The organism is Candidatus Tisiphia endosymbiont of Stenodema calcarata, from assembly GCF_964030695.1.
Classification (GTDB): domain Bacteria; phylum Pseudomonadota; class Alphaproteobacteria; order Rickettsiales; family Rickettsiaceae; genus Tisiphia.
Genome location: NZ_OZ034911.1, coordinates 581,450 through 604,530, shown reverse-complemented (window position 1 = coordinate 604,530; position 23,081 = coordinate 581,450). Strand labels below are relative to the sequence as shown.

Sequence of the window (23,081 nt, the reverse complement as noted above, 5' to 3'; positions counted from 1 at the left end):
AAAAGATAAATGTATAATGACAAAACAATATAATATTGCGGTAATTGGTGCGTCGGGTAATGTTGGGCGTGAAACTTTAGAGATTTTGTTTGAGAGGGGGTTTCCAATTAATAAGCTCTATGCTGTAGCATCGAGTGAATCTACAGGTAAAGAGGTTAGTTTTGGGGAAGATAGTATAAAAATATTTGATATAGATAGTGTAGATTTTAGCAAAATAGATATTGCCTTTTTTGCAGCTGGATCAGAAATATCAATGAAATATATACCCAAAATTGTCGAGCAAGGTTGCATAGTTATCGATAAATCGTCATTTTTCAGACTTGATTATGATGTTCCTTTGATAGTTCCAGAAGCCAATCTAGCGAGCCTAAAAGATTATACTATTAAAAATATTATAGCTAATCCGAATTGTTGTACTGCTCCTATAGCTACTGTATTAAAGCCTTTGGATAATGCAGTAAAGATTAAGAGAATGGTGATATCGACTTATCAGTCGACTTCAGGAGCAGGAAAGAGAGGAATGGATGAGCTTTACGAGCAAACTAAGGCAAAATATGTTTTTAGTGACATCACTCCTAAAATTTTCCCTAGGCAAATAGCTTTTAATTTATTTCCTTATATAGGTAGTTTTAATGAAGATGGTTCTACTAGTGAAGAATCTAAGATTTCCTTGGAATTAGAAAAAATTATAGGATCACATGCTAAATCTAGTGTAACTTGCGTGAGAGTACCGGTGTTTGTTGGTCATTCTATTTCAGTAAATGTTGAGTTTAGTGGAGAGATAGATGCTAAAGAAATAGAAGAAATACTAAAAGAATCAGACTCTATTGTAGTTAATTCTCATTTGGATAAAACACAATATGTTTCTCCCATAGATGTTGTTGGTAAAGATCTTGTTTATGTTTCGCGAATTAGAAATGATCATAGTCAAAAAAATACCATTAATTTATGGATTACAGCAGATAATTTACGTAAAGGAGCAGCTTTAAACGCTGTGCAAATTGCTGAGGAGTTGATAAAAGGATATTTGTCGAAAAAGTAATTAGGTTATACTTCTAGGCTCTAAGTTAATAAAGAGGTTGCCATATTATTTATTTTGCGTATAGTGTAGAGTCAAATAAAAATATTACAAATAGTATAATTTTTACTGATTAGCAGTAAAAATTATACTAGAGCCGGGAAGCCATCAGGTTCAGATAACTACTATTATCAGAACAGGCTAATTTAATTTGTGTTAGACGATATCAGATTATAATTCAGAAAAATATAATATAACAACGGTAATATGAGAAATAATAGTGCATTAGTATCTCAAGTAGTAATAAATCCCCTAACTACTGCTCTTGAGAAGTGCAAAATTGCGTTTTGGATAGTTTTTAGTTTTGCGTTTGTTATTAACTTGTTAATGTTGATAACGCCTCTTTATTCCTTGCAAGTGCTTGATCGGGTTATAGGAAGTGGTAACTTATTTACATTAATGTGGTTGTCTATTATTATTGGTACGATCTATTTTATTTATGGGTTGTTGCAAGTTGCTAGATCATTCACCCTAATTAAAGTTGGTGAATGGTTGGATAAAACAGTTGCTCCTGTAATTTTTGGTCACTCTATTTCAGCCTCTGCAACTCGTACTAATATGGGTGCTAGTCAGTTACTTCGTGATTTTCAAACAGTAAAAACCTTTCTAACTAGCACTGGTATTAATACTTTATTTGATGCTCCTTGGAGTGTTGTCTATATAATAGTAATTTTCTTAATTCATCCATATATTGGAATCCTTACATTAGTTGGGGCTATTATTATTGTATCTACGGCTTTCTTTAATGCGGCTGCAACTAATAAAACTCTCGGTGAAGCTACTGAATTTTCTATAAAGGGTATGACGCAAGCTGACATCGCCAATAGAAATTCAGAAGTTGTAGAAGCTATGGGCATGATGAAAAATGTCACGGCAAATTGGCATCAATTTAATATTGCTTCTTTGGAGAAGCAATCAATTGCTAGCTACCGTAATGGTGCTATTTCTAATTTTTCAAGATTTATCCGTAATGTCATGCAAATGCTGGTAACTGGTATTGGTGCTTTTGTTGTTGTTTATACTTCAGGCAGAGATATGACTACTGGTGGTATGATTATGAGTTCTATTATAGTTGGTAGAGCTTTAGCCCCTTTTGATAACGCTATTGAGTTATGGAAAAGTATGAGCGGAGCTATAAAATCTTATAAAAATATCAATCAATTATTTGCTTCGTATAAATCAAGAGAAGAAGCAATGCCAATTCCAAATGTCGAAGGACATTTAACTGTGGAAAATATTTATTATTCGATACCAATTCCTCCACATATACCACAGCCACCAGTACCAAGATATATTTTAAAGGGAGTATCCTTTGCGGTACAGCCTGGTGAAATATTAGCAATTATAGGACCTTCTGCAGCAGGTAAGTCAACTTTGGCAAAAGTTTTAGTTGGGGTATGGAAAGCATCGTCAGGAACTGTTAGGCTTGATAGTGGAGAAATTTATCGTTGGAACAGGGAAGACTTTGGTAAACATGTAGGGTATTTGCCGCAAGGAATAGAGTTATTTAGTGGTAGTATAAAGCAGAATATAGCTAGGATGGCTGAAAATGCTGATCCAGAAAAAGTAATTGAGGCAGCTAAAATTGCTGGGGCTCATGAAATGATCTTAAGATTACCGGATGGCTATGATTCAGATATTGGAACAGCAGGCTCTAATCTTTCTGGTGGACAAAAACAACGGGTTGGTCTTGCTAGAGCATTTTATGGTAATCCTAAACTACTTATTTTAGATGAACCTAATGCAAATCTTGACGAAGCGGGTGAAATAGCCCTATCAAATTGCTTAAAGCAAGCAAAATCTAGGGGTATTGCTGTAGTTGTTATCTCTCATAGACCTTCTGTATTATCGGTGGTAGATAAGATTTTGGTATTACAAGATGGGGCGGTAGCTCTTTATGGCACTCAAGAAGAAATGCAAAATCGAGTTAAACTGTTACAAAATGGTGTAATCCACATTAATGAATAAGTTTTAAATATGGAAGAAAAGTCAAATAACAATAAGCCGGCATTTACAGCGGAGCAACTTAAACAACTTTTGTCGCTACAAAATGATTTAACACACACAAAAAAAACAAAGGGAGCTATTGTATCACAAAAGGTAATAGTAAAGATTTCTAATGCCATTAAAAATACATTATATTATCTTGATCGCTTCGTCAATTTTGTTACTAAAAATAATGATGTTGATCGCAATGATGTAGTGCAGATTGCTAGATCCCCTATTCTTTTTGGAGTGTATGTAATAATCTTTTTTGTATTAGTTGGAGGGGTATGGGGCAGTTTTGCTCCTCTTGATAGTGCTGCTACAGCATTGGGTGTTGTTATAACGAGTGGTAATAAGAAGACAATTAATCACCAAGAAGGTGGAATTATAGCTAATATTTTTGTTAAACAAGGTGATCAAGTTAAAGAAGGTGATAAATTAATAGAGCTAGAAGATACAAGAATTAAGTCAGCATATGAAAGTAATTTAAGCCAATATAGACATGCTTTAGCAACGGAAAGTCGTTTAATTGCTGAGAGAGATAATCAAGATAAGATTGAATTCCCAGAATTATTAACCAAAAATATCAATTTACCTGAAGTAGCAAGGATTATACATACCCAAGAAAATTTATTTCAGTCTAAAAAAGAAGTATATAAAAGTGAAAAAAATGCCTTACATCAAAGGATCGAGCAATTAAATAAAAGAATCGAAGGTACGCAGGCTAAAAAAGTTGCAAATGTAAAAACTCTAGAGGTTGTTAAGGATCGTTTAAAGGCAATGGATACATTGCATGGAAAAGGTTTTGCCAATAAAGCCGCTTTATTAGACTTAGAAGCTAAGGAAGCACAGTACAAAAGTGAGATAGCTATGGCAGAAGCTGAGATTGCATCTATTAAGCATTCGATTACAGAGTGTGAGATTAGCATTATTAACTTACAGAATAAATATACAGAGAAAACTCTGACTGAACTAAAAGAGACACAAGAGCTAGTAGCTCGTTTTAAAGAGGCATTTAATGCACATCAGGACTCTTTAAATCGAGTGGTTATTAAATCACCAGTTGATGGTATTATAAATGTATTGAACTATCATACAATAGGACAGGTGATTTCACCAAGTTATCCGATTCTAGAGATTTCTCCAACTGATGATAGTTTGATAATAGAAGCAAAAGTTCCAAGCAAGAATATAGATTCAGTGCATGAAGGCTTGGTAGCAAAAATTCGCTTCAGTGCTTTTAAATCTAGAACAACGCCGTTATTTACTGGCAAAGTTGTTAAAATATCTCCTGATATTGTACAAGACAGAAATGCTCCAAGCCAAGATCCTACCACTTATTATATCGCTAGAATTGAGATTGATATGGATGAGTTTAATAAGATTGCAAAAGCTAAAAAGTTAGAGTTACATCCTGGTATGCAAGCGGAAGTTCAAATTGTCACTGGCACAAGGACTCTCCTGAGATATTTACTTGATCCTATTACTGATACGATGTTTAGAGCATTTAAAGAGAAATGATATAGCTAACCAAAGAAGGTTTTAGCCAAAAATGCCTAGTACTACAAATAGTACTAACGTTAAAACGCTGTCATTCCCGCTTCGGCGGGAATCTAAAAAAATAACATAGAAGGTCTGTTATACTGCTCGTAAATGAAGAGTTGGTAGACGATAGAATCAAAATCAACAAGTGCTAGGAGTGTTCAAGCCGAGGAGCGCAGCGTACATTTTAGTACGTGGCTACCTGCGGTCTTGGACAACGACAACGCAATTGTTGATTTTCATCGAGTATATCATAATACCCTACTTTTTTTATATAACCACCATTAAAATGGCTGCTGATCGTATATTAGCGAGGAGTCGCGAAAAAGCGGCGACGCAACAATCCAGGATACACGAAGCGTTACTCTAAAAAAACAGCTTCGCTGTTTACCTAGATCGCCACGGCATCTAAAGAGTCTTGCTATGACGATTATAGAAAAATGTACTATGATTAGCTTGTTACATCGATAGTTGAGATTAAGTAAGTGTATTAATTTTCGGATTTGATATACTCTTCTGCTTTAAAGAATTGTTTTTTGAAAATATCATGGATTCGCATGCGTAACTATACTATATGTACACCTAGCATGCTCACCATTCATTTTCAAATCCAATTCTTCAAATCATTTGAGTATACTAGAGTTTTCTAACGTTTTATCAATTACCCTAGAAAGGATTTCTAAACTATATCCATTTGTTAGTATGCCATTAACAAAAAATGCGGGTGTACCAACAAAACCTTGTGAACTAGCAGCAAGGTTAGTATTAGCAAGTAATGTTTCGACAATTTGATTATCATTAAGACATTTAGCATAAGTTTCTGCGGATACTCCACCAATTTGAGCTATATTTGTTAATAATTCACGATATCTATTACTACTGCCCCATTTATCTTGTTGTGCTAGTATTACACTTTGGAATTTAAGAAAACTCTCTAGATCATTTGGACAACGTGCCAAAATTGCTGCATCTAAATCTTGCTTATTACCGACAAATTCACGAATTATATAAGCAATTTTATTGGTATCAATATATTTCTTTTTAAGCTCAGGTAGAATTTTTTCATGATAATAAGCACAATGTGGGCAAGTTGGAGAAAAATACTCAACTACCACTACAGTTGCCTTAACATTACCAAGAACTATATCATTTTGGCTAACATTGAAAGTTGGTTTATAAGGCATCTGTTTCAAGCTAACATTATCAGTAGAGTTAGTAGCAGAATCCTCTACCGTATCTAGAGGTTCTTCCGTATTAGTTGAAACCGTACTGTCTTGAGGATTTACTATTGTATTCCATTTATCATTGGCAAGGTTGTCATTATTTTCTTCTTGTGGAACTTTTTCCTGAGTCACTTCAGCCTTATTATCAGGTTGCTCGTTTTTATTATTAGATTTATCACTTTCTTCCGAACATGATATTAACAATAATGAAATTATAATGATAAGGATATTATGCATAAGTTTTGATATAGTTTTAAGTTAAATTAAATACTTTACTCTTCAGGATTTTATATTCCTTATGAGAAGTCCTTATAAAAATAAGGTTTTACTGGTATTTAAGCAATAAAAATTTTTACTTATTCGTAACAAAATAATTAATTTATATACTATAAATATTTTTTCTAATAAATGCAAAAATACTATTAGTTAAAATAAAAATATTGTTATAATGATTTGAACCCCCGCGTAACTTTCATGATAATTAAGTCTTATTTGTAAATAAGGTAACACAACCCAAGAAGAAGTGAAAAATATATTGGGATACCATGATGATACTGATATAATGCTTGATGGTAGCATGAAATGGGTATACATCCGTATAACTTATGTTCCGATTAGTTAATTGATTCTCCTCCCTAGATACTGAATAACACGATAAGAAAATTAATTATGAAAGATTTTAATACTAAGGTCATTAGTAAGTATACAGAAAGATTAAAAGGCTGTTTTGTCTCTTTAAGCTCTGAATGTATCGTGTCTTGTAAGTATCCTAGTACTTTAAAAAGGTCTTTGCGTACTTTTAATATTATAAAGATTCTACAACAGAATAGTGACTTGCTTGATTATCTTAGTCTAGATAGTCAAAAGAACTTGCTTTCTGTTCTTGAGCATTACGGACCTCTCTCCATTGAAACGTTAAAGCAACAAAAATATCAAATGGAAGAGGTAACAAATTTTGTTACCTCTCTTAATCAATTGGTTGATTGCTTAAAAAGCTCTTCCACTTTACATCATGAAGAAAATAATAAGGCACTAAAACCTGTAATGGATTTAGCTAGAAACTTTGTACAACATTGTTGTATATTAATAATTGAAGATGTTAAAAATCAAGATGTTATAAATAATTTACAGGCAACTGCCATTGTTTTGAATTTAGATAATTTATCGCTTGAGCAACAAAATCTACTTTTAGATCAATTGTTGTTCATTAAAGAATTATGGCAGATTGATTCTACTATTGACATAAAGAAAGAATCTGTTCCTTTGTTATTTCATGCTAATATATTATTAACACTGAAAGAAGAGAACACAGTAGATTACGAATACATTTTTAAAAAAATTACTAATTTTTTAATAGATGATCACAATGTATTGATGGAGTTAACCAATGCTAAATTAATTTGCTTATATAATAGGCTAAAAGATTTATGTATTAAATCTCAGACCATAAACCATATTTTGCTAAGAATACATGACGAGTCAAAATTTAGGAAGAGTTTCAGTAAACTTAATAATTCAGGGTATGAGCTTTCAGTATTATTTGGAAATTATAATGCAATAATACATCAGATAGAAAATGCAGAGTTCGCTATAATAGAAAGATTCTTACTTCGGCAAAATGTCTTTATGCATGAAATTTTAATTAATATTACAAAGCATATAGATGCTATCAGGATGCTCAATATAACAGAAGATTCTGATCTGAATTATATATTAGCTCAGATTAGAAAAAGGTTAACTCAAAATATCCAAAGTGGTCATACTATTTCTTTAATGATTTCTTCTATTGAGTCTAAATTTTCTGCAAAACTTGAAGTTAAAATTATCAAACGATATACTTCTTTAGATAGTTTTACTAAAAATGCTTTAAAAACTAGGTATCAGTTGTTATTTAAAAATATTACTTCATTATTAAAAAAAGAGCTAAATTATGCAGAGTTTGTACAACAGGTAATAACATGTAGAATCGCAGCTGATTATAAGATAAATAGTAATGTTACTTCAGTTAGAACGTTAAGACTAATTGAACAAGAAAGGTTAGAAGTAAAAAAACAATTATGTGAAATAAATTTTGTAGAAACTTTTAGTGACAAATATTTAAATAAAACATCTAGTTTAAGTTTTAAAAAACATGTCAGGAGAACTAGTATAACAACTCCTGCAGGTTATGTTACGGTAATTATTAGAATATTACTAACAAATTTTAGTGTTGAACAGCTTCAACTTTTATCACAATTTTTAATGAATGGTAATCTAACTACAATTCGAACAATCGTTCAACAAGAGTTGGTTGTGCAAGTTAAAAAACGCACCACTATAAGTAAAGTAATATATTATGTATTTACTAGAAAGAAAAATGAACTTACCATGCTCAATAATATCAAGAGAATTCTAAATGAATATACTAACCTCAATTAGATATAAGAACCCTTTTTTAGGGGTGTATTAATAAGCAGATTATAGTCAATTCAGGAGAATTTGATGCTAGGAACGATGGAGCGAAGCCTATAGATAATAGACGAGTGACGACGTCACCAAATTCTCATCAATTGACTATATCAAAAATTTTTGTAAGATTTGCTAACATAAGCATGTCAGAACCATCTTCTAAAGCCCAAACCCAAGAAAGTACAGATTGGACAAAACACCAATCGCTAATTCGCTCCGTATCTAAATCCAAGAGAGTTGCAAACTTAATGATGCGATTTGCAATAATACTCTCAACATCTTCTAAAGCAAGGAGTTCAGGGAGAGGATTACGAATAAATGCTGCTACCTCATATGCTTTTTCACCGATAACTCCTTTAGGATCAATAACCACCCAATTATCACCACTTTGTAGAATATTATCATGATGTAAATCACCATGAAGTAAAACTAACATTGACGATGTGCCTAGTAATTTATCTCGCAATTGTCTAGCTTTTTCTAAGTAGTAAGTTGGCACATCCCATTCTTTATCTAATACTGCCAACCAATCTGTGACATAAGGAAAACCTTCTGATGGCAAAGGTGCATAGTGTAATCTTTTCATTACATTACATGCTATTTTAATAGCCTCGTAATCTTTTACAGGAAAATAGGATTTTAATGATATATTAGAAATAGCCTGCTCAACTAGCAGTAAGCCGGTGCTTTCAGCTAAAACCTTCACCCCTCCAAATTTAGAAAAAACTTTTAAAGCTGTTGATTCTCTCTTAAGATCATCAATGTCTAGCCCTAACTTTAAGATAATTGGCTGATAACCTTGGAAGCCTGCTAGGACATAATGGTAACTCAAGTTCTTAACTGGATTTAAGCTAGACAAACCGTACTCCTTGACCAATTTATGGACAATTTTTGGCAAATCATCTAACCAAACCTTACCTTGAACACCATAGATATTAGTAATGTTAGTTTCAAATGTTTTCATGATGACCTCAGAAAAATGCATTCTTGAAGCGGCTGGCACAAATGCATTTTAATCTATTATCGCTAATAATCTTAGCTAATAATATTATTAGCAAATGAAATATTTAACAATCAGGCATCAAACCACTTTAAACCTGATTGTTTACATTCTCATTCCAATTTCGGATTAATGAAATTAATCCGAAATTGAGGTTGATAATAAATTTGTATTTTTTTATGCTAGATCAAATTAACTATTTGCTATAATATTATAGGTAATTCTAACTTAAAACTTATAAAATTGATATTATGGGAATGAGCTTCAGCCACTTATTAGTGATCTTATTAATCATCTTAGTGTTGTTTGGAGCTGGTAAGTTGCCTCAAGTGATGTCAGATCTTGCAAAAGGTCTTAAAGCTTTCAAGGAAGGAATGAAAGACATTGATAAGAAAAAAGATGAATAGACTTCTTTCGAAACTCGCTTATGCGCAAGGGTGTGAAGGAGACGCGGAACCTCGACCCGCAGCGTACTCTAATGTACGTGAGGATTCGAGTACCGCATCGACGTACAAATCACCAGCAGAAGTAGAGTTTCGAAAGAAGTCTAATAACCTGTTTTGCTAGGTGATGTGAAGATTTCTATCTAATTCTTATCGATCGTTATTTTCGTTCTCGAATCCGTAATACCATTTCCCAAAACTAAATTGCTACTCGGAGTACGAGTGGCAGCTACCTTCGCGTACAACTAGTACGTGAGGAGCGGAGATTATGAAATACGACGACGTGATGATTAGTTTTCGGAAATGGTATTACACCACAACTGTCGAAAGTTTACAAACACCTATACCACAGCGTCATTGCGAGGAGGCTGTAAGACCACAACTGTTGAAAGTTAAAAAACCGTCATCGCGATGAGCTTTGTAAGCCCTAAACCGTCTATTAGCGAGGAGTCGCTGTAAGCGACGACGTGGCAATCTTGTGAAGAAGAGCTTACTTCATGAGATCGCCACGGCGTCTATCGACGCCTCGCGACTCATCTTCGAGATAAATATGAGCAAAAATTATGCTATAGAAGTAGGTTATCATGCGGTGTGTGGGACAGAAAATTAAATTTTTGTTACTGACTACATTTTATCATTTTGCAGATTTTGTCATTTGGGGCATCGTTAAATCAAATAAATTGAATAAATTTTGTTGAAACTCGCTTAATTTTGGTAATCTTGCAACTTTGCAACCCTTGATTGTGTAATATAAAAAACATACTTTATCCAGCTCTCTTAATGCTTCCTCAATGGTCACATTATATTTACCATCCTTGGTTACGCCACAACCTTGTTTCAACTTATTTTTCATATAGTGCCATATTTTTAATGCCAACATACAAACAAATACATGTCCCTTCGTTCTGTTGCTTTTCCTTAAAAAGATCGGTCTTACTTCGAGTAATCCTGTCTTCATACTGCTAAAATTCGATTCTACTTCATGTAAATTATGGTAAGCTTTATCAACCAATTCTTTACTCATCAGTTTAATTTCAATCTGTGTTTCAATCGCATAACAACCATCAAGAGCAAACAACTCTTTTTTCTTATCTTGATCAATTTCAACCACTATTTGGTTGCCGTCTAATTTTAGGTTGATAAATTTATCTATCCGCCATTCTTTGGCAATTTTTTGAATATTATTTAAACCAAGTTCTAGCTTTGCTTTCTTATGGGTTGATACATATATATTACGCTCTTCAATCTTTGCAACCAATTTTTCAACTCGGTTATTCCTATCAAACTCAACTTTTCGGGCTATAGAACCATTTTTCCTTAAAATATATCTTTTGCCATTATTGGTTACTTCGCATAGCTGTTCTGCAAAAAAACTATATTGCAAAACTCCGCTTTTCTTTAAGCTTTCAATCTCAACTTTACTTAAGGTTGTAATATAGTCCCATCCTTCTTTGCCTAGTCTCTTAATCATTCCTTTATCACCAACAAAGACGATATTCTTAATACCAAAATTAGATTTTACTAGCTCAATCTGCTCATAAATGCTAGAAGGATCAGCACTATTACCCTTAAAAACTCTAACAGCCAAAGGTTCGCCATGATCATCAGTTAATAGACCAATCACTATTTGCTTTTTACCCTTCTTTTTATCCCGATTGTACCCATATTCCGCAAGTTCATTCTCTGTTCCTTCGAAATAGCTGGAAGTGACGTCATATAAAAGCATAACAGGCGGCTTGTTATTTTTCTTTTGATAAGTTTTAAATAATTTTAATTCGATCTTTTCTTGGTTCTCTTCTAACCATTCTAGAGCCTGATATAAATGGTTTTCATCAAATGAATCGACAGATAATACATCAGATATCGCATGCGATTTCGCCCATTTCACGCTGGAAAGTCTAGACCCTTGGTGAGCAAAGCGTGCTAAAACCAAAAATAGACTCAATAAAGCTTCTTTGCTTCTAGTACCAAGAGCCTTAGTAATACCAATTTCATCAGCAATTCTTTTTAGTAGAAAAATAGTCCCAAAACTTTCACCAACCTCAGGAACACCATCTAAACCATCAAATTCACCTTTAAGCATCTTCTTAAAAGCCTCAATGCGTAAATCATCCCAGTTAGTTAAGTTAGCTAGGGTTTTATTTAATACTTTCCCGTCTTCGCGATAAGAGGTACGAAGCAATATTGCAGGACAAGAATTTCTATTTGGAACAGTTGTAATATACATGAAAGAGATTATATCTCTAAATTCTAGCATTGTCAAATAAAAAATATCATTTACATGACTACAAATCTTATAGCAAAATCCTTATAAACCTCATTCTTTAGGTGTTTTAAGCACTTTTTCGTCTAGAAGATGAGTCGCGATGACGATTTTTAACTTTCAACAGTTGTGGCTGTAAGACCGACTAAGCAATCCAGTAACATCATTTATCTATAGATTGTTTCCTAGATTGCTTCGCTTACGCTCGCAATGACACTGTGGTATAGGTGTTTGTAAACTTTCAACAGTTGTGCGACGGTCTCTTTGCTAATAGACGGTTTTTTAACTTTCAACAGTTGTGGGATAATTATACTCATTCAATAACTATCGCAGCTCGCTCAAATTTATTTTCTAAGTTGCTTTTAAGGTTTTTATATTGAGGAGTTTTTAACTCTTCATTGGTAATCAAACTTTTTCTTATGGAGATTATATCTGTAAATTCGGTATCTTTATTTTGATATTTACATGATCTATTGACATATAGCCACGGAGTATCAACCTCAAAGTTTAATTTTTTACAATCTTTAATTATAATATTTTTTATAATTATATGTCTTGTGTTAGTGTTAGGTATACCTATAAAAAGGTCTGATACTTGGTCAAAAGCTGTATTTGTAATATCCTCCGTCCCATATAATCTTAACCTTAAACCAGACCCCTTATTGGTTTTAAAAATTCGGTTTTTTTGCTGATATGCGTATTTAATTGTAAGATCTTTGACAATACGAGAAGTAAGATCAGGTAATTCTAAAAATTTCTTGTCTTCTTCATCAAGATATACTCTTGTCAATATGTGGAAAATCAAATCCCTTAGCTGTTCATTTGATTTATATAACCCAACACCTGTTATATTTGCTGCTGTTTCTCCTTGTAAATCAAGCTGACCATGCACATCTACAATATTATTTCTTATTACCAACTCATTGTGCATTATAGCTTGTGAATTTTGATGGGCTATTTTAGGAATTTTGATATAATCTGCTTGTTGAATATCTAATACCAAGGCTAACTTACCTGCAACATCTGGAAAAATTCCTTGTGCCATACTGACAATATTTGTTGGGTCAATCCAATATATTTTTCCATTTTTATTAGCTACTTTAAGCATCACATGATTAAAATTTCCCATATTAGGTAGTGCATCTGGGTTAGAAAAATTAGTAATACCTCGCATTACTAAAATGGGTTGAACCTTAAACCCAAGCTTTTGCAAGATAACAGCAGTACTTGCAGAAAAATCTTTGCAATCACCAATTTGAGAAGTAGCAATCTTTTCTAAATCTCTAGGAAAATACCGACCTGATACTGTTCGCCAATCACCCATATATTGGATTTTCTCAGCTAATGAAGAAGTAACAAAATTAATTTTTTCTTCATCGGTATTTTTATCTAGAGCAGATTCCGCTATATTCATGAAAATTGTAGGAAGTGGTTGATTGATTACCTTAGAATAGCCAGGAGCTAATTGTTTGGCCAAATCTTGCCATTTGGTTAAACTTGATAAAGATACCCAAGTTTTGTGCTTAATATTTAATATACCATTACTTGGTTCATTGGTCAATTGATTATAAATAGGTTTCTCTAGGATAATCTCTGCCGAATGAAAGTCACTTTCAGCATCGGTAATAACTTTTAATACGCCTTTTGGGTCGTTTACTTTGATATTTAGAGGTAATTTGGAATTAATCTTAGTTCTACTTGCTTGCAAGTAACCTTCCCTACCATAGAATATGGTATCACCATAAAAATCATCTATAGCAACTTTTGTTTCAACATACTTATATTTTAAGTATATTTCTGCACCAAGTTCCACTTTAGGGAATGAGATAGTTATCTGATTTAGCTGATCAAAACCTTGTCCAAAACTAGCTAACGGTTTATCCTCAATCATATCTTTAGAAACTACATATTCTTGCCCATTATAAATAGTCTTGGCTTCTAATATAGAGATTTTGGAACTATAGTTATTATAAGTCAATCTATATTGAGAGAACTGACTACGTCCTGATTCTTTTAGTATTTTTGCGTGTATTTCCATTATTTCTTCAGAAGTGCCATCTTGATTAATACTAATATCGTTATTATAAAATGTAATTTCAACAGGAGCATCTTCGTACTTACTCCATCTCCCTTGAGCGGAGTAGTTTATTAAAAATACTAATAATATTAGACGAAGACAAAATTTTAAATAAGTCATTATAAATAATCCTAAAAATAAGAAAATACCCCTTAGTTACCAGCATTATAAGGTATTATAAACTAAAAAATAGAGACCACTAAGTAAAAATGATCTTTTTTCTTGGAGGTATATAAACAATTTTATCTTGATCATCTATAGTAACGTCATGATGCATCTTTTCCATGACACCAATAAAATAATTACCATGTGGCATTAGTTTTACTATTGCCCAACCATCCATAATAAATTGAGTAATTTTATCTAAATCAGATTTGTTTTCAGCGAAAGATATAATTTTTTTATGGGGTTTTACCCTTGTCATAATCTTATTTTTTATTAATTTTAATTTCTTATATTTATTATTACTAAATCTTTTGATTAGTACGGCTGTAACAATAATTGCATCGAAACTGTGTTAGCTTTATTAGAGGGAAAATGTATACTCAAATGATTTGAAGCATTGGATTTGAAAATGAATGATGAGCATGCTAGGTGTACATATAGTATAGTTACGCATGCGAATCCATGATATTTTCAAAAAACAATTCGTAGGAGCAGAAGAGTATATGTATTTTTTGAAATACACTAACATTATCCCAAAAGTTAACTGATTTGATTGACCTTTCTTTTTCTTACATAAAATTAGATACTCTAATGATAAATTATATAGTCAAATACATTGAATTAGGTGGTAAAAACATAGAAGTAGTTTTTACAATCAACTGATTTTATCAATTATCTTTCCACCTAATTCAATGTATTTGACTATATTGCATTTTTATCTGTTCCTAGAATTCACGGTGTCAGTATCCTTTAATACCAATCTATCCTAGATAGCTAATTATTGCAACACTTTCTTTTATTTTAAATACATAATGCTGAGGGATTTAAAGAAGCCACGAAACCTCGACCCACAGCGGACAATGATGTACGTGAGGAGCAGAGTATCGGTAGCACGAATAAATTACCAACAGAAGTAGAGTTTGCCAAAGATATCTATTATATTTTCCACATTATATTACTTAGTGCTTTATAATTTCTGTGCTATACTAGCTTTATAATTGATAACTACTAATAGCAACATATATGGATAAAATAACTCCTCGAGTAGATTTGGCATTTAAGAAAATCTTTGGCGTAGAAGAGAATAAGGACTTGCTGATATCCTTGATTAATTCAATTGTATCTAAGGAAGATCAAGTGGCAGAGGTAACGCTGCTTAATCCATATAATCCAAAGAGCTTTAAGAATGATAAACTCTCAATATTAGATGTTAAAGCCAAATCTGTTGATGGCAAAAGGTTCAATATTGAAATTCAAATTAGCGACGAAGCTGATTATGATAAGCGAGCTTTATATTATTGGGCTAAATTATATACCGAACAATTAAAGGTAGCTCAGGACTATTCTACCCTAAGCAAAGCCATTGGTATTCATATTCTAAACTTTACTTCTATTCCGAATGTAACTAAATATCACAATGTTTTCCATATAGTAGAAAAAGATAGTGGCTTGTTATATTTCAAAGATCTCGAATTACATACTATTGAGCTTAATAAATTTACTGATAATTCTTATGAGGAATTACCTGATATACTGAAAAAAGTAAAAAACTCTCTAGACATGTGGACAGCTTTTCTAACAAGACATGACCTACTTAACAAAGATAATTTACCTAAAGAATTAGACAATGCCAGCTTAAAAAAAGCTCTAACAGTGCTAGATGTTATGAACTTTACTGACGAAGAAAGGGAGGCCTATGAAGACCATCTTAAATGGCTGCGTATCGAAGCTAATACTCTGAAAAAACAACTAGAAAAAGGTAGAGAGGAAGGTATAATAGCTATAGCAAAAGAAATGCTATTAAACAATGAGCCGATGGAAAAAATTATTAAATACACTAAGTTAAGTAAATCTCAAATAGAAAATCTAAAATGACTTACGATCCTCAAATTTATCATTTACTATCATTTACTAACATATTCTATTATTGTTATGTAATGGTTAGCTATAGCAGAAGAGGAAATTATGATTAAGAGTATTTGGGCAAAGGTTAAATATGTAGTATATTTGCTTATATATATAGTGATTACTTGGGTTACTGCGAAAATTATACTTATATCAACATTTCCTGATGATGGTCAATGCCATTGCACTGAAACTCCAACGTTACTGCATTATATTTTAGCTTCGATAGTAACTATATTGCCAGTAACAGCACATATATATACAAAAAATCGTAAACCAAAAGTAAAGTCTGATACTAAATAAATTATGATTGGTAAATTAAAAGGTAAAATAGATGCATGTTTTAATGATTATGTCATTATTGATGTTAGTGGTGTTGGATATTTAGTGTATTGTTCTAGTAAAACTTTAAATAAGTTAGTCGTTAATGAGTTTTGTCAATTATTTATTGAAACACATGTAAGAGAAGATCATATTAATCTTTACGGCTTTTTATCTCTTGAAGAGAAGGCTTTTTTTAATTTATTACAATCGGTAAACGGTATTGGTACAAGAATGGCTTTAGCTATTTTATCAAATTTATCACCCGAGCAAATCCAATCAGCGATAGCAAGGAGGGATAAAGAAGCTTTTAAAGCCATTTCTGGTGTTGGGCTAAAACTAGCTGAACGAATTATCATAGAGTTAAAGGATAAAGCTTTAACTAATTTTACTAACAACCTTACCATGGATAACAATGATACTGACTTAGCTAAGATATCATCTGATGCCACATTAGTGTTAACCTCGCTTGGTATTGGTAAAACTGAAGCACAAAATTTAGTACAGGGAATTATTGCAGAAAATTCTAATCTCTCTATTAATGAACTAATTAAACTTGCACTAAAAGCACGTGGATCCAATGTCTAAAAATATTTTGTCAGCTGATATACTTCCGAGTGATCAAGAATTTTCTCTACGACCTAGCTATTTAAGAGAATTTGTCGGACAACAACAAATTAAGGAGAATTTATCCATTTTTATCCAAGCAGCTAAAAATAGGTCTGAACATTTAGATCATACATTATTTTACGGTCCTCCTGGACTTGGTAAAACCACTCTTGCACAAATTATTTCTAAGGAAATGGGAGTAAATTTTAAATCCACCTCAGGACCTGCTATATCAAAAGCAGCTGACCTAGCTGCTATACTTACTAATTTGCAAGATAATGATGTGTTATTTATCGATGAAATTCACCGTCTTAGTACAAATATTGAAGAAGTATTGTACCAAGCAATGGAAGATTTTGCTTTAGACATAGTTATTGGTGAAGGGCCTTCAGCAAGGTCAGTAAAAATCAACCTACCCTATTTCACTTTAGTTGGAGCAACTACTAGGCTCGGCTTACTCAGCAACCCTTTGAGAGATAGATTTGGTATACCATTGCGTTTGCATTTTTATAACGTAGCTGAATTAAAACTTGTTTTGAGTAGAGCTAGTAAATTGCTAGCAATTAATTTAACCGATGAGGCATTAGAAGAGATAGCGGGGCGTAGTAGAGGAACTCCAAGAATTGCCCTTAGGCTAGTTAGACGAGTGAGAGATTTTGCTTCTGTCGATGATAAGCTAGAAATTGATAAAAATATTGCCAATATCTCCCTAAATCGATTAGAAGTTGACAAAATAGGTTTAGATAGTAATGATTATAGATACTTAAAATTTATAGCTGATAATTATGCTGGTGGTCCGGTTGGTATAGAAACAATTGCCGCAGCTCTATCAGAACAACGCGATGCTGTTGAAGAGACTATAGAACCATATTTAATACAAATAGGGTTATTACAACGCACCCCAAGAGGTAGAGTTATTACTAAAAATGCCTTTGACCATCTTGGAATATCGTAATTTACAGTTACAAAGAGGTAGTTTATGAAAATAATCAACATAAAACAACTAGCAATCTTGCTTGCTTTAATGTTACTCCCATTCAGCAAGGTGGTTGCTAATGGTCAAGAATATTTTGAAAAAGCGAATACTTTAGCAATGGATGGTAAATTGCAGGAAGCAATTGACTACTATGATTTAGCAATCAAACATAAACCTGATTATGCTGAGGCTTACTATAATAAAGGTGTTGCTTTAAATAAGTTAGACAAATTGCAGGAATCAATTGACTCCCTTGATTTAGCAATTAAGTATAAGCCTGATTATGTTAAAGCTTACTATAACAAAGGTATTGTTTTGAAAGAGTTAGGTAAATACTCGCAATCAGAAGAAGCATTTAGCAAGGCAGAGCGACTTAGAACAAAACATTAAAAATTATAGAATGTATAGCTAACCCGACTAACATTACTCCGTCATTGCAAGGAGCTACTTTAGTGGCGACGAAGCAATCCAAAAAAGTTATTAGAAATGGATTGCTTCGTCGGCTCACGCCTCCTCGCAATGACACTAGGATTTATGTACTCTTCGCTAATAGCCGGAGTAATGCTAATCGGAGTTAGCTATATATTTTAAAAACAAACTAAGAAATACTTAAGAAAGAAATATTATATGCAAAAAGCTTTAAGTCTTATAATTGCTGCAGCAATTATTTACTCTATTGTCCAAATGAAGATGCTCTCTCCTCCCGAGGACAAAGACCCTAAAGTTCAGACGACTAATGATGCTGAAAATAATAAAAATACTAAAGCTGCTCCTGAACAAGCAAATATACCATTAACTGGTAATTTTCTTGAAAAAACTGTTTCAAAGGTTTTGATAAATGCTCTTAAGACAGAAGAAGGTCGACTATTTTTTGAGCATTTACTACAACCAACGAACAAACCTATTACTGATGGTAAATATACTATAGAGGTTAATAGAGACTTAATACAACCAATGTTTAAGATTAATAGCTTTGGTAATGGGACTAAAGGATCAGCTACTTGTGGTCACGTAGTCACATTACGTTATCAATTATTGGATATTAACAATAATTTACTTAGCGAAAATACCAAGACCTTTACACTTGGTTCTAGAGCAATCATGTTAGGCCTTGATTCTGTAGTAGTAGGTATGATGGTTGGACAAACAAGACAAGCGGTGCTTCCTGCAAAATATGCATATTATAACCAGCAATATAAAGAAGAAGATAGAGATCATGATACACCTTATAGAGTTAATATTGTCTTAAATTCAATATTACCTAATAATTTTGTTGATAGTAATGAAGTAAAGATATTTGATGATGAAATAGCTTATAGAATGCCATTATTATGCGGAGATAGCTTATAGAATGCCATTATTATGCGGAGATAAAGTAGGGGTTGACGTAAAGATTACTAAACTATCGAATGGTCAGGTAATTTATGATTCAGTACAGAAAGGTAAGAAATTAGATATAAAAATTGGTGATATTAATTATCCATTAATCGTTTCATATGCTCTACATGGTAAAGTGCCAGTTGGCACTAGAACAGTAATTGCCAAAGGTAAGTCATTTAAGGCACTTGGTTCTAATATCAACAAAATGCTTAATCAAGATAAGATTCCTATGGATGAATATTTGATGCTGGAATTAACAAATTTTCAAACAGAATAATAGAGAAAAGAATGCACGACAATAATTACAAGACAAGAAGAGCCACAGTACCAGCTCTAGAAGAATTATTATTTGAACCCATAAAAATACTAGATCATGGCTTTATCAGAATTATTGATTATATGGGTGATGATAGTAGCATCGTCCAAGCAGCACGAGTATCATATGGTAAAGGTACAAAACAACTAAGCCAAGATAAAGGTTTAATCAATTACCTAATGCGTCACCACCATACAACACCATTTGAAATGTGTGATATCAAATTTCATATTAAACTGCCTATTTTCGTTGCAAGACAATGGATACGTCACAGAACCGCTAGTGTTAATGAATATTCAGCTAGATATTCTATATTAGGAAATGAATTTTATTTACCAGAAAAACAGAATCTTGCTGCTCAATCCACAATAAATAAACAAGGAAGAAGTGATGAAGAAATTCCAAAAGAAATTGCAGATAAAGTCTTAGTGCTACTAGAAAAAGATGCTAAACTATGCTATCAGCATTATACTGAAATGATGAACCAGGATGAACATGGCAATATTATCGATGAAAATACTATAGGTATTACTAGGGAACTTGCGAGAATGAATTTAACCTTAAACTATTATACAGAATGGTATTGGAAAATTAATTTGCATAATCTATTACATTTTCTACTGTTACGTGGGGATTCTCATGCTCAATATGAAATCAGAGTATATGCAGAGAAAATGCTAGAAATAGTAAAAGCTTGGGTACCTTTCACTTATGATGCTTTCGAGGAATATAGGCTAGGAGGAAATAATATTTCTAAAAAAGGACTTGCTGTTATAAAAAAACTACTCAATAATGAAGAAATTACTCAAGAATCTAGTGGCATAAACAAAAGAGAATGGGATGAATTAATGCAACTTATAAAATAGGTATTATAAAAATGATTACAATTGATAGAACAACCTACCGAGCCCCATCTTTTAATGAGAGAGTTAGATTTTTGGTACTGCATTACACTAACGAAAACTTAGAAGGATCCCTAAGAGACCTACTAGGTCCGAAAGTTAGTGTACACTATCTAGTTTCTGACTCTAATCCGAATCATATATTCCAATTAGTGGAAGAGTCTAGACGAGCTTGGGATGTTGGTGTTAGTGGTTGGCAGGGGCGTCAGAATCTCAATGATACTTCTATAGGTATTGAAATAGTAAATCTTGGCGATACTAAAGATTCTCAAGGAAATATTCATTGGTATCCTTATCCCGAAGACCAAATTACAGCGGTAATGGAGCTTTGTCAGAATATTATAACTCGTTATGATATTGACCCCACTTGTGTGATCGGCCATTCTGATGCCGCTCCGGGAAGGAAACAAGACCCAAGGCCTCTATTCCCATGGAAACAATTATATGATAATAATATCGGAGCTTGGTATGATCAAGATACTGTTAATGCTCTAATGCCCAAGGTAGATCTGTCTAATGTAAAGTTAATCCAAGAACAATTTAGCAAATATGGTTATGTGTTGCAGCCGACAGGAATAATTGATCAACAGACAACGGATGTTGTAGTATCGTTCCAAATGCATTTCCGCCCAAAGAATTTTTCTGGAATATTAGATGTCGAGACCGTGGCAATTTTAGAAGCATTATTACAAAAATATCTTATGTAAAAAAGCTGTCATTCCCGCGAAACCTTTGCCCACGTGGATCAAAAAAACAACATAAGTAATGGTACTTACATAACCAAAAACGTTGTCATTCAGCTAAAAGCTGGAATGACAACGAAGGCTTATTAAAGGTTAAAATTTAAGCTTTGCACCAATAAGAGCAACTGTACCTTTAGTTTTTTTCTTAGGAGCTTCAATAAGGTAAACTGGCTTACCCTTAGCTTGAAAATAAGAGATTTCAGCATAAGGCAACAAGCCTGGTGTTATCTTATATTCAGTACCTAGGCTTACTGTATCCACCGTATTTTTATACTTTAGTGATTTAAAATAGGAAAGACTTGCTTTAATAGGACCTTGCCCATAAGCAATTGTACCATTATAATATTTCGTATCACGACCAACTTTATGGTAAGTTTTTGAAGTCAAACTTTTACCTAAACTACCATAAGAACCAGCACAAGAAATATTACCATAAGTTAAGACTGCACCTAAATTGTAAGCGTTTAGATCTGATAGCTTGTTGCTAGATAGCATCTTTCCATTAGGATCTAATACTATAAGTTTGCGAGCTGGTTTGGCATGTTCTCCTGTAACACCAACTTCTACTGCCATATCATCTAAAATCTCATACTTATAGGATATCCCTGCAGAAATCGCATCTTTGACATTGTAATTATAAATTACTGTATCACCTTTACCACCATCTATACCAGGTAGTTCTACTTCATTTATACCAGTCTTTAATTTACTACGACCCGTTTTACTATCTAAATTTTTTATATTACGATGACCACCAGTATTTGCTGAATCAGGAATATAAGAAATACCAAACTGAAAACCTTGTATCTCTGGCGTATAATAAGAGACTTTTCTAGCTGGCTCTGTTCCTTTATTTATGTCATCGAAGCCATTGGTAAATGAGTCTATGACAGAGGGTGGAGTGACCTCAAATTCTGGATTCATACCTTTATATTGCATACTGCTATCGTCTAGTGAGACATACTTACTCCAAGCAAAACCACAACTAGCTGCTGCAACTTTAGCACCACTAATACCCATCTTATTTGCAGCATCATAAGGAGAGCCTAGCTCTACTTTACCATAGTCTGTCTCTAAGAAAATGTGAGAACCATTGACACTTGGAGTCCCTTTTGGTTTAGTTGTTGTTAGCAAAACTATTTTGCCTCCAGCTATTACATCATTAAATTCTTGCTTACCAGTAACAGAAAAAGCCGCATCACTATAAAATCCAAGCTTTTTCTTATTATCAGTGATATATTTACTTTGTTCTGACGACAATTTACTTTGGTTACCATAACCAGCTTGGAAACCAAAGAGTCCTTCTAATTTTATTTCAGTATCTGAAGCGGCATCAGCTGGAGGAGTAGAACTGCTAAAGGCTGTGCTAGACAAACAAGAGACACAAAGCAACATTATTAATTTTTTCATAAGTAATACCAAAACTCTTTATTCATTATGTTCTTTTTATATCCCATTGAACATAATACATTTCTATTTGGAGTATTTATAGCAGAAGATAAACCATAATGTAACAAGTTTTTGCAAATAACTATGATTAGTCAGACAAATTTTATTATTTTAATGGTAAAATTACAACTAATATAACATTTTTTTTAATTGTTGCTAATATCATAAAAATATTGTATTCTAGCTTTGCGGGTTGAAATTTTTGTAAATAAAGTTGAAAAAACAAAGGTGGGGTTAACCCCATCTTTTTTATTA

20 protein-coding genes and 1 pseudogene are annotated in these 23,081 nt (G+C 32.8%); 15 read left to right on the top strand and 6 right to left on the bottom strand.

The genetic code is table 11. From position 1 onward, the window contains the following. Window positions 1-16: 16 nt before the first annotated feature. The 3 genes from asd (at window position 17) to ACQH1W_RS02750 (ending at window position 4,585) form a co-directional block, all read left to right on the top strand. Window positions 17-1,042, top strand: coding sequence for an aspartate-semialdehyde dehydrogenase (gene asd / locus ACQH1W_RS02760; protein ID WP_375333104.1), 1,026 nt, complete (start codon window positions 17-19; stop codon window positions 1,040-1,042). Between the two features lie 243 nt (window positions 1,043-1,285). After that, window positions 1,286-3,046: a type I secretion system permease/ATPase gene (locus ACQH1W_RS02755; RefSeq protein WP_375333105.1), complete on the top strand. Its 1,761-nt coding sequence runs from the start codon at window positions 1,286-1,288 to the stop codon at window positions 3,044-3,046. A gap of 9 nt (window positions 3,047-3,055) precedes the next feature. After that, the gene (locus ACQH1W_RS02750; RefSeq protein ID WP_375333106.1) at window positions 3,056-4,585 is read left to right on the top strand and encodes an HlyD family type I secretion periplasmic adaptor subunit; all 1,530 of its coding nucleotides are present in this window, start codon (window positions 3,056-3,058) and stop codon (window positions 4,583-4,585) included. A 644-nt stretch (window positions 4,586-5,229) separates the two neighbouring features. Here ACQH1W_RS02750 and ACQH1W_RS02745 read toward each other — a convergent pair. Then, complete coding sequence (locus ACQH1W_RS02745; protein WP_375333107.1) at window positions 5,230-6,066, bottom strand: DsbA family protein; 837 nt, start codon at window positions 6,064-6,066, stop codon at window positions 5,230-5,232. Window positions 6,067-6,498: 432 nt separating this feature from the next. On the opposite strand from ACQH1W_RS02745, the gene ACQH1W_RS02740 reads away from it, so the two are divergent. Then, on the top strand, window positions 6,499-8,247 hold the full coding sequence (locus ACQH1W_RS02740; RefSeq protein WP_425361151.1) for a hypothetical protein: 1,749 nt from the start codon (window positions 6,499-6,501) through the stop codon (window positions 8,245-8,247). Window positions 8,248-8,374: 127 nt separating this feature from the next. Here the strand turns inward: ACQH1W_RS02740 and ACQH1W_RS02735 are convergent, their stop codons facing one another. Continuing rightward, complete coding sequence (locus tag ACQH1W_RS02735; RefSeq protein WP_342278748.1) at window positions 8,375-9,241, bottom strand: aminoglycoside phosphotransferase family protein; 867 nt, start codon at window positions 9,239-9,241, stop codon at window positions 8,375-8,377. A gap of 287 nt (window positions 9,242-9,528) precedes the next feature. Here ACQH1W_RS02735 and tatA point away from each other — a divergent pair, with 287 nt between their 5' ends. The 3 genes from tatA to ACQH1W_RS02720 all read left to right on the top strand — a co-directional run bounded on the left by tatA (window position 9,529) and on the right by ACQH1W_RS02720 (window position 10,135). Continuing rightward, complete coding sequence (tatA, locus tag ACQH1W_RS02730; protein ID WP_341747719.1) at window positions 9,529-9,684, top strand: twin-arginine translocase TatA; 156 nt, start codon at window positions 9,529-9,531, stop codon at window positions 9,682-9,684. Continuing rightward, window positions 9,677-9,844, top strand: coding sequence for a palindromic element RPE1 domain-containing protein (locus tag ACQH1W_RS02725; protein ID WP_341763269.1), 168 nt, complete (start codon window positions 9,677-9,679; stop codon window positions 9,842-9,844). The genes tatA and ACQH1W_RS02725 overlap by 8 nt, the downstream gene beginning before the upstream one ends. A 144-nt stretch (window positions 9,845-9,988) precedes the next feature. Then, entirely contained in the window at window positions 9,989-10,135 is a 147-nt protein-coding gene (locus tag ACQH1W_RS02720) for a hypothetical protein (protein WP_425361150.1), read from the top strand. 219 nt (window positions 10,136-10,354) lie between these two features. Here the strand turns inward: ACQH1W_RS02720 and ACQH1W_RS02715 are convergent, their stop codons facing one another. The 3 genes from ACQH1W_RS02715 to ACQH1W_RS02705 all read right to left on the bottom strand — a co-directional run bounded on the left by ACQH1W_RS02715 (window position 10,355) and on the right by ACQH1W_RS02705 (window position 14,484). Next, entirely contained in the window at window positions 10,355-11,947 is a 1,593-nt protein-coding gene (locus ACQH1W_RS02715; protein ID WP_425361195.1) for an IS1634 family transposase, read from the bottom strand. A gap of 349 nt (window positions 11,948-12,296) precedes the next feature. After that, a complete protein-coding gene (locus tag ACQH1W_RS02710; RefSeq protein WP_425361149.1) occupies window positions 12,297-14,180 on the bottom strand; it encodes a DUF3857 domain-containing protein in 1,884 nt (627 codons plus the stop codon). Window positions 14,181-14,259: 79 nt separating this feature from the next. Further along, window positions 14,260-14,484, bottom strand: a complete 225-nt coding sequence (locus ACQH1W_RS02705) for a DUF2674 domain-containing protein (RefSeq protein WP_341760801.1) — start codon at window positions 14,482-14,484, stop codon at window positions 14,260-14,262. A 764-nt stretch (window positions 14,485-15,248) separates the two neighbouring features. Between ACQH1W_RS02705 and ACQH1W_RS02700 the strand changes: the two genes are divergently transcribed. The 8 genes and pseudogenes from ACQH1W_RS02700 (at window position 15,249) to ACQH1W_RS02665 (ending at window position 21,341) form a co-directional block, all read left to right on the top strand. Beyond that, entirely contained in the window at window positions 15,249-16,100 is an 852-nt protein-coding gene (locus ACQH1W_RS02700; RefSeq protein WP_375332975.1) for an Rpn family recombination-promoting nuclease/putative transposase, read from the top strand. 90 nt (window positions 16,101-16,190) lie between these two features. After that, window positions 16,191-16,433, top strand: coding sequence for a Holliday junction ATP-dependent DNA helicase RuvA (locus tag ACQH1W_RS02695; protein ID WP_375332974.1), 243 nt, complete (start codon window positions 16,191-16,193; stop codon window positions 16,431-16,433). A gap of 3 nt (window positions 16,434-16,436) precedes the next feature. Continuing rightward, window positions 16,437-17,039, top strand: coding sequence for a Holliday junction branch migration protein RuvA (ruvA, locus tag ACQH1W_RS02690; protein WP_341751956.1), 603 nt, complete (start codon window positions 16,437-16,439; stop codon window positions 17,037-17,039). Next, window positions 17,032-18,015, top strand: a complete 984-nt coding sequence (gene ruvB, locus ACQH1W_RS02685) for a Holliday junction branch migration DNA helicase RuvB (RefSeq protein WP_375332973.1) — start codon at window positions 17,032-17,034, stop codon at window positions 18,013-18,015. The genes ruvA and ruvB overlap by 8 nt, the downstream gene beginning before the upstream one ends. A 24-nt stretch (window positions 18,016-18,039) precedes the next feature. Beyond that, entirely contained in the window at window positions 18,040-18,426 is a 387-nt protein-coding gene (locus tag ACQH1W_RS02680; RefSeq protein WP_425361148.1) for a tetratricopeptide repeat protein, read from the top strand. A gap of 237 nt (window positions 18,427-18,663) precedes the next feature. After that, window positions 18,664-19,693: pseudogene (locus ACQH1W_RS02675) on the top strand (FKBP-type peptidyl-prolyl cis-trans isomerase). Window positions 19,694-19,704: 11 nt separating this feature from the next. After that, window positions 19,705-20,598: an FAD-dependent thymidylate synthase gene (thyX, locus tag ACQH1W_RS02670; RefSeq protein WP_341763201.1), complete on the top strand. Its 894-nt coding sequence runs from the start codon at window positions 19,705-19,707 to the stop codon at window positions 20,596-20,598. A gap of 11 nt (window positions 20,599-20,609) precedes the next feature. Next, the gene (locus tag ACQH1W_RS02665; protein WP_425361147.1) at window positions 20,610-21,341 is read left to right on the top strand and encodes an N-acetylmuramoyl-L-alanine amidase; all 732 of its coding nucleotides are present in this window, start codon (window positions 20,610-20,612) and stop codon (window positions 21,339-21,341) included. Between the two features lie 129 nt (window positions 21,342-21,470). On the opposite strand, the gene ACQH1W_RS02660 is transcribed toward ACQH1W_RS02665, so the two are convergent. Further along, window positions 21,471-22,787 carry a porin gene (locus ACQH1W_RS02660; RefSeq protein ID WP_425361146.1) on the bottom strand — a complete coding sequence of 439 codons (1,317 nt, stop codon included), beginning with the start codon at window positions 22,785-22,787 and terminating at the stop codon, window positions 21,471-21,473. Between the last annotated feature and the right edge of the window lie 294 nt (window positions 22,788-23,081).

Excerpts from the sequence above, each read along its gene's own strand:
- ACQH1W_RS02750 (WP_375333106.1), top strand. The coding sequence starts at position 3,056 with ATGGAAGAAAAGTCAAATAACAATAAGCCGGCATTTACAGCGGAGCAA.
- thyX (WP_341763201.1), top strand. The coding sequence starts at position 19,705 with ATGCACGACAATAATTACAAGACAAGAAGAGCCACAGTACCAGCTCTA.
- ACQH1W_RS02755 (WP_375333105.1), top strand. The coding sequence starts at position 1,286 with ATGAGAAATAATAGTGCATTAGTATCTCAAGTAGTAATAAATCCCCTA.
- ACQH1W_RS02665 (WP_425361147.1), top strand. The coding sequence starts at position 20,610 with ATGATTACAATTGATAGAACAACCTACCGAGCCCCATCTTTTAATGAG.
- ACQH1W_RS02745 (WP_375333107.1), bottom strand. The coding sequence starts at position 6,066 with ATGCATAATATCCTTATCATTATAATTTCATTATTGTTAATATCATGT.
- ruvB (WP_375332973.1), top strand. The coding sequence starts at position 17,032 with ATGTCTAAAAATATTTTGTCAGCTGATATACTTCCGAGTGATCAAGAA.
- ACQH1W_RS02660 (WP_425361146.1), bottom strand. The coding sequence starts at position 22,787 with ATGAAAAAATTAATAATGTTGCTTTGTGTCTCTTGTTTGTCTAGCACA.
- ACQH1W_RS02725 (WP_341763269.1), top strand. The coding sequence starts at position 9,677 with ATGAATAGACTTCTTTCGAAACTCGCTTATGCGCAAGGGTGTGAAGGA.
- ACQH1W_RS02710 (WP_425361149.1), bottom strand. The coding sequence starts at position 14,180 with ATGACTTATTTAAAATTTTGTCTTCGTCTAATATTATTAGTATTTTTA.
- ACQH1W_RS02700 (WP_375332975.1), top strand. The coding sequence starts at position 15,249 with ATGGATAAAATAACTCCTCGAGTAGATTTGGCATTTAAGAAAATCTTT.
- ACQH1W_RS02695 (WP_375332974.1), top strand. The coding sequence starts at position 16,191 with ATGATTAAGAGTATTTGGGCAAAGGTTAAATATGTAGTATATTTGCTT.
- ACQH1W_RS02720 (WP_425361150.1), top strand. The coding sequence starts at position 9,989 with ATGAAATACGACGACGTGATGATTAGTTTTCGGAAATGGTATTACACC.
- ACQH1W_RS02735 (WP_342278748.1), bottom strand. The coding sequence starts at position 9,241 with ATGAAAACATTTGAAACTAACATTACTAATATCTATGGTGTTCAAGGT.
- ACQH1W_RS02680 (WP_425361148.1), top strand. The coding sequence starts at position 18,040 with ATGAAAATAATCAACATAAAACAACTAGCAATCTTGCTTGCTTTAATG.
- ACQH1W_RS02740 (WP_425361151.1), top strand. The coding sequence starts at position 6,499 with ATGAAAGATTTTAATACTAAGGTCATTAGTAAGTATACAGAAAGATTA.
- tatA (WP_341747719.1), top strand. The coding sequence starts at position 9,529 with ATGGGAATGAGCTTCAGCCACTTATTAGTGATCTTATTAATCATCTTA.
- ruvA (WP_341751956.1), top strand. The coding sequence starts at position 16,437 with ATGATTGGTAAATTAAAAGGTAAAATAGATGCATGTTTTAATGATTAT.
- asd (WP_375333104.1), top strand. The coding sequence starts at position 17 with ATGACAAAACAATATAATATTGCGGTAATTGGTGCGTCGGGTAATGTT.
- ACQH1W_RS02715 (WP_425361195.1), bottom strand. The coding sequence starts at position 11,947 with ATGTATATTACAACTGTTCCAAATAGAAATTCTTGTCCTGCAATATTG.
- ACQH1W_RS02705 (WP_341760801.1), bottom strand. The coding sequence starts at position 14,484 with ATGACAAGGGTAAAACCCCATAAAAAAATTATATCTTTCGCTGAAAAC.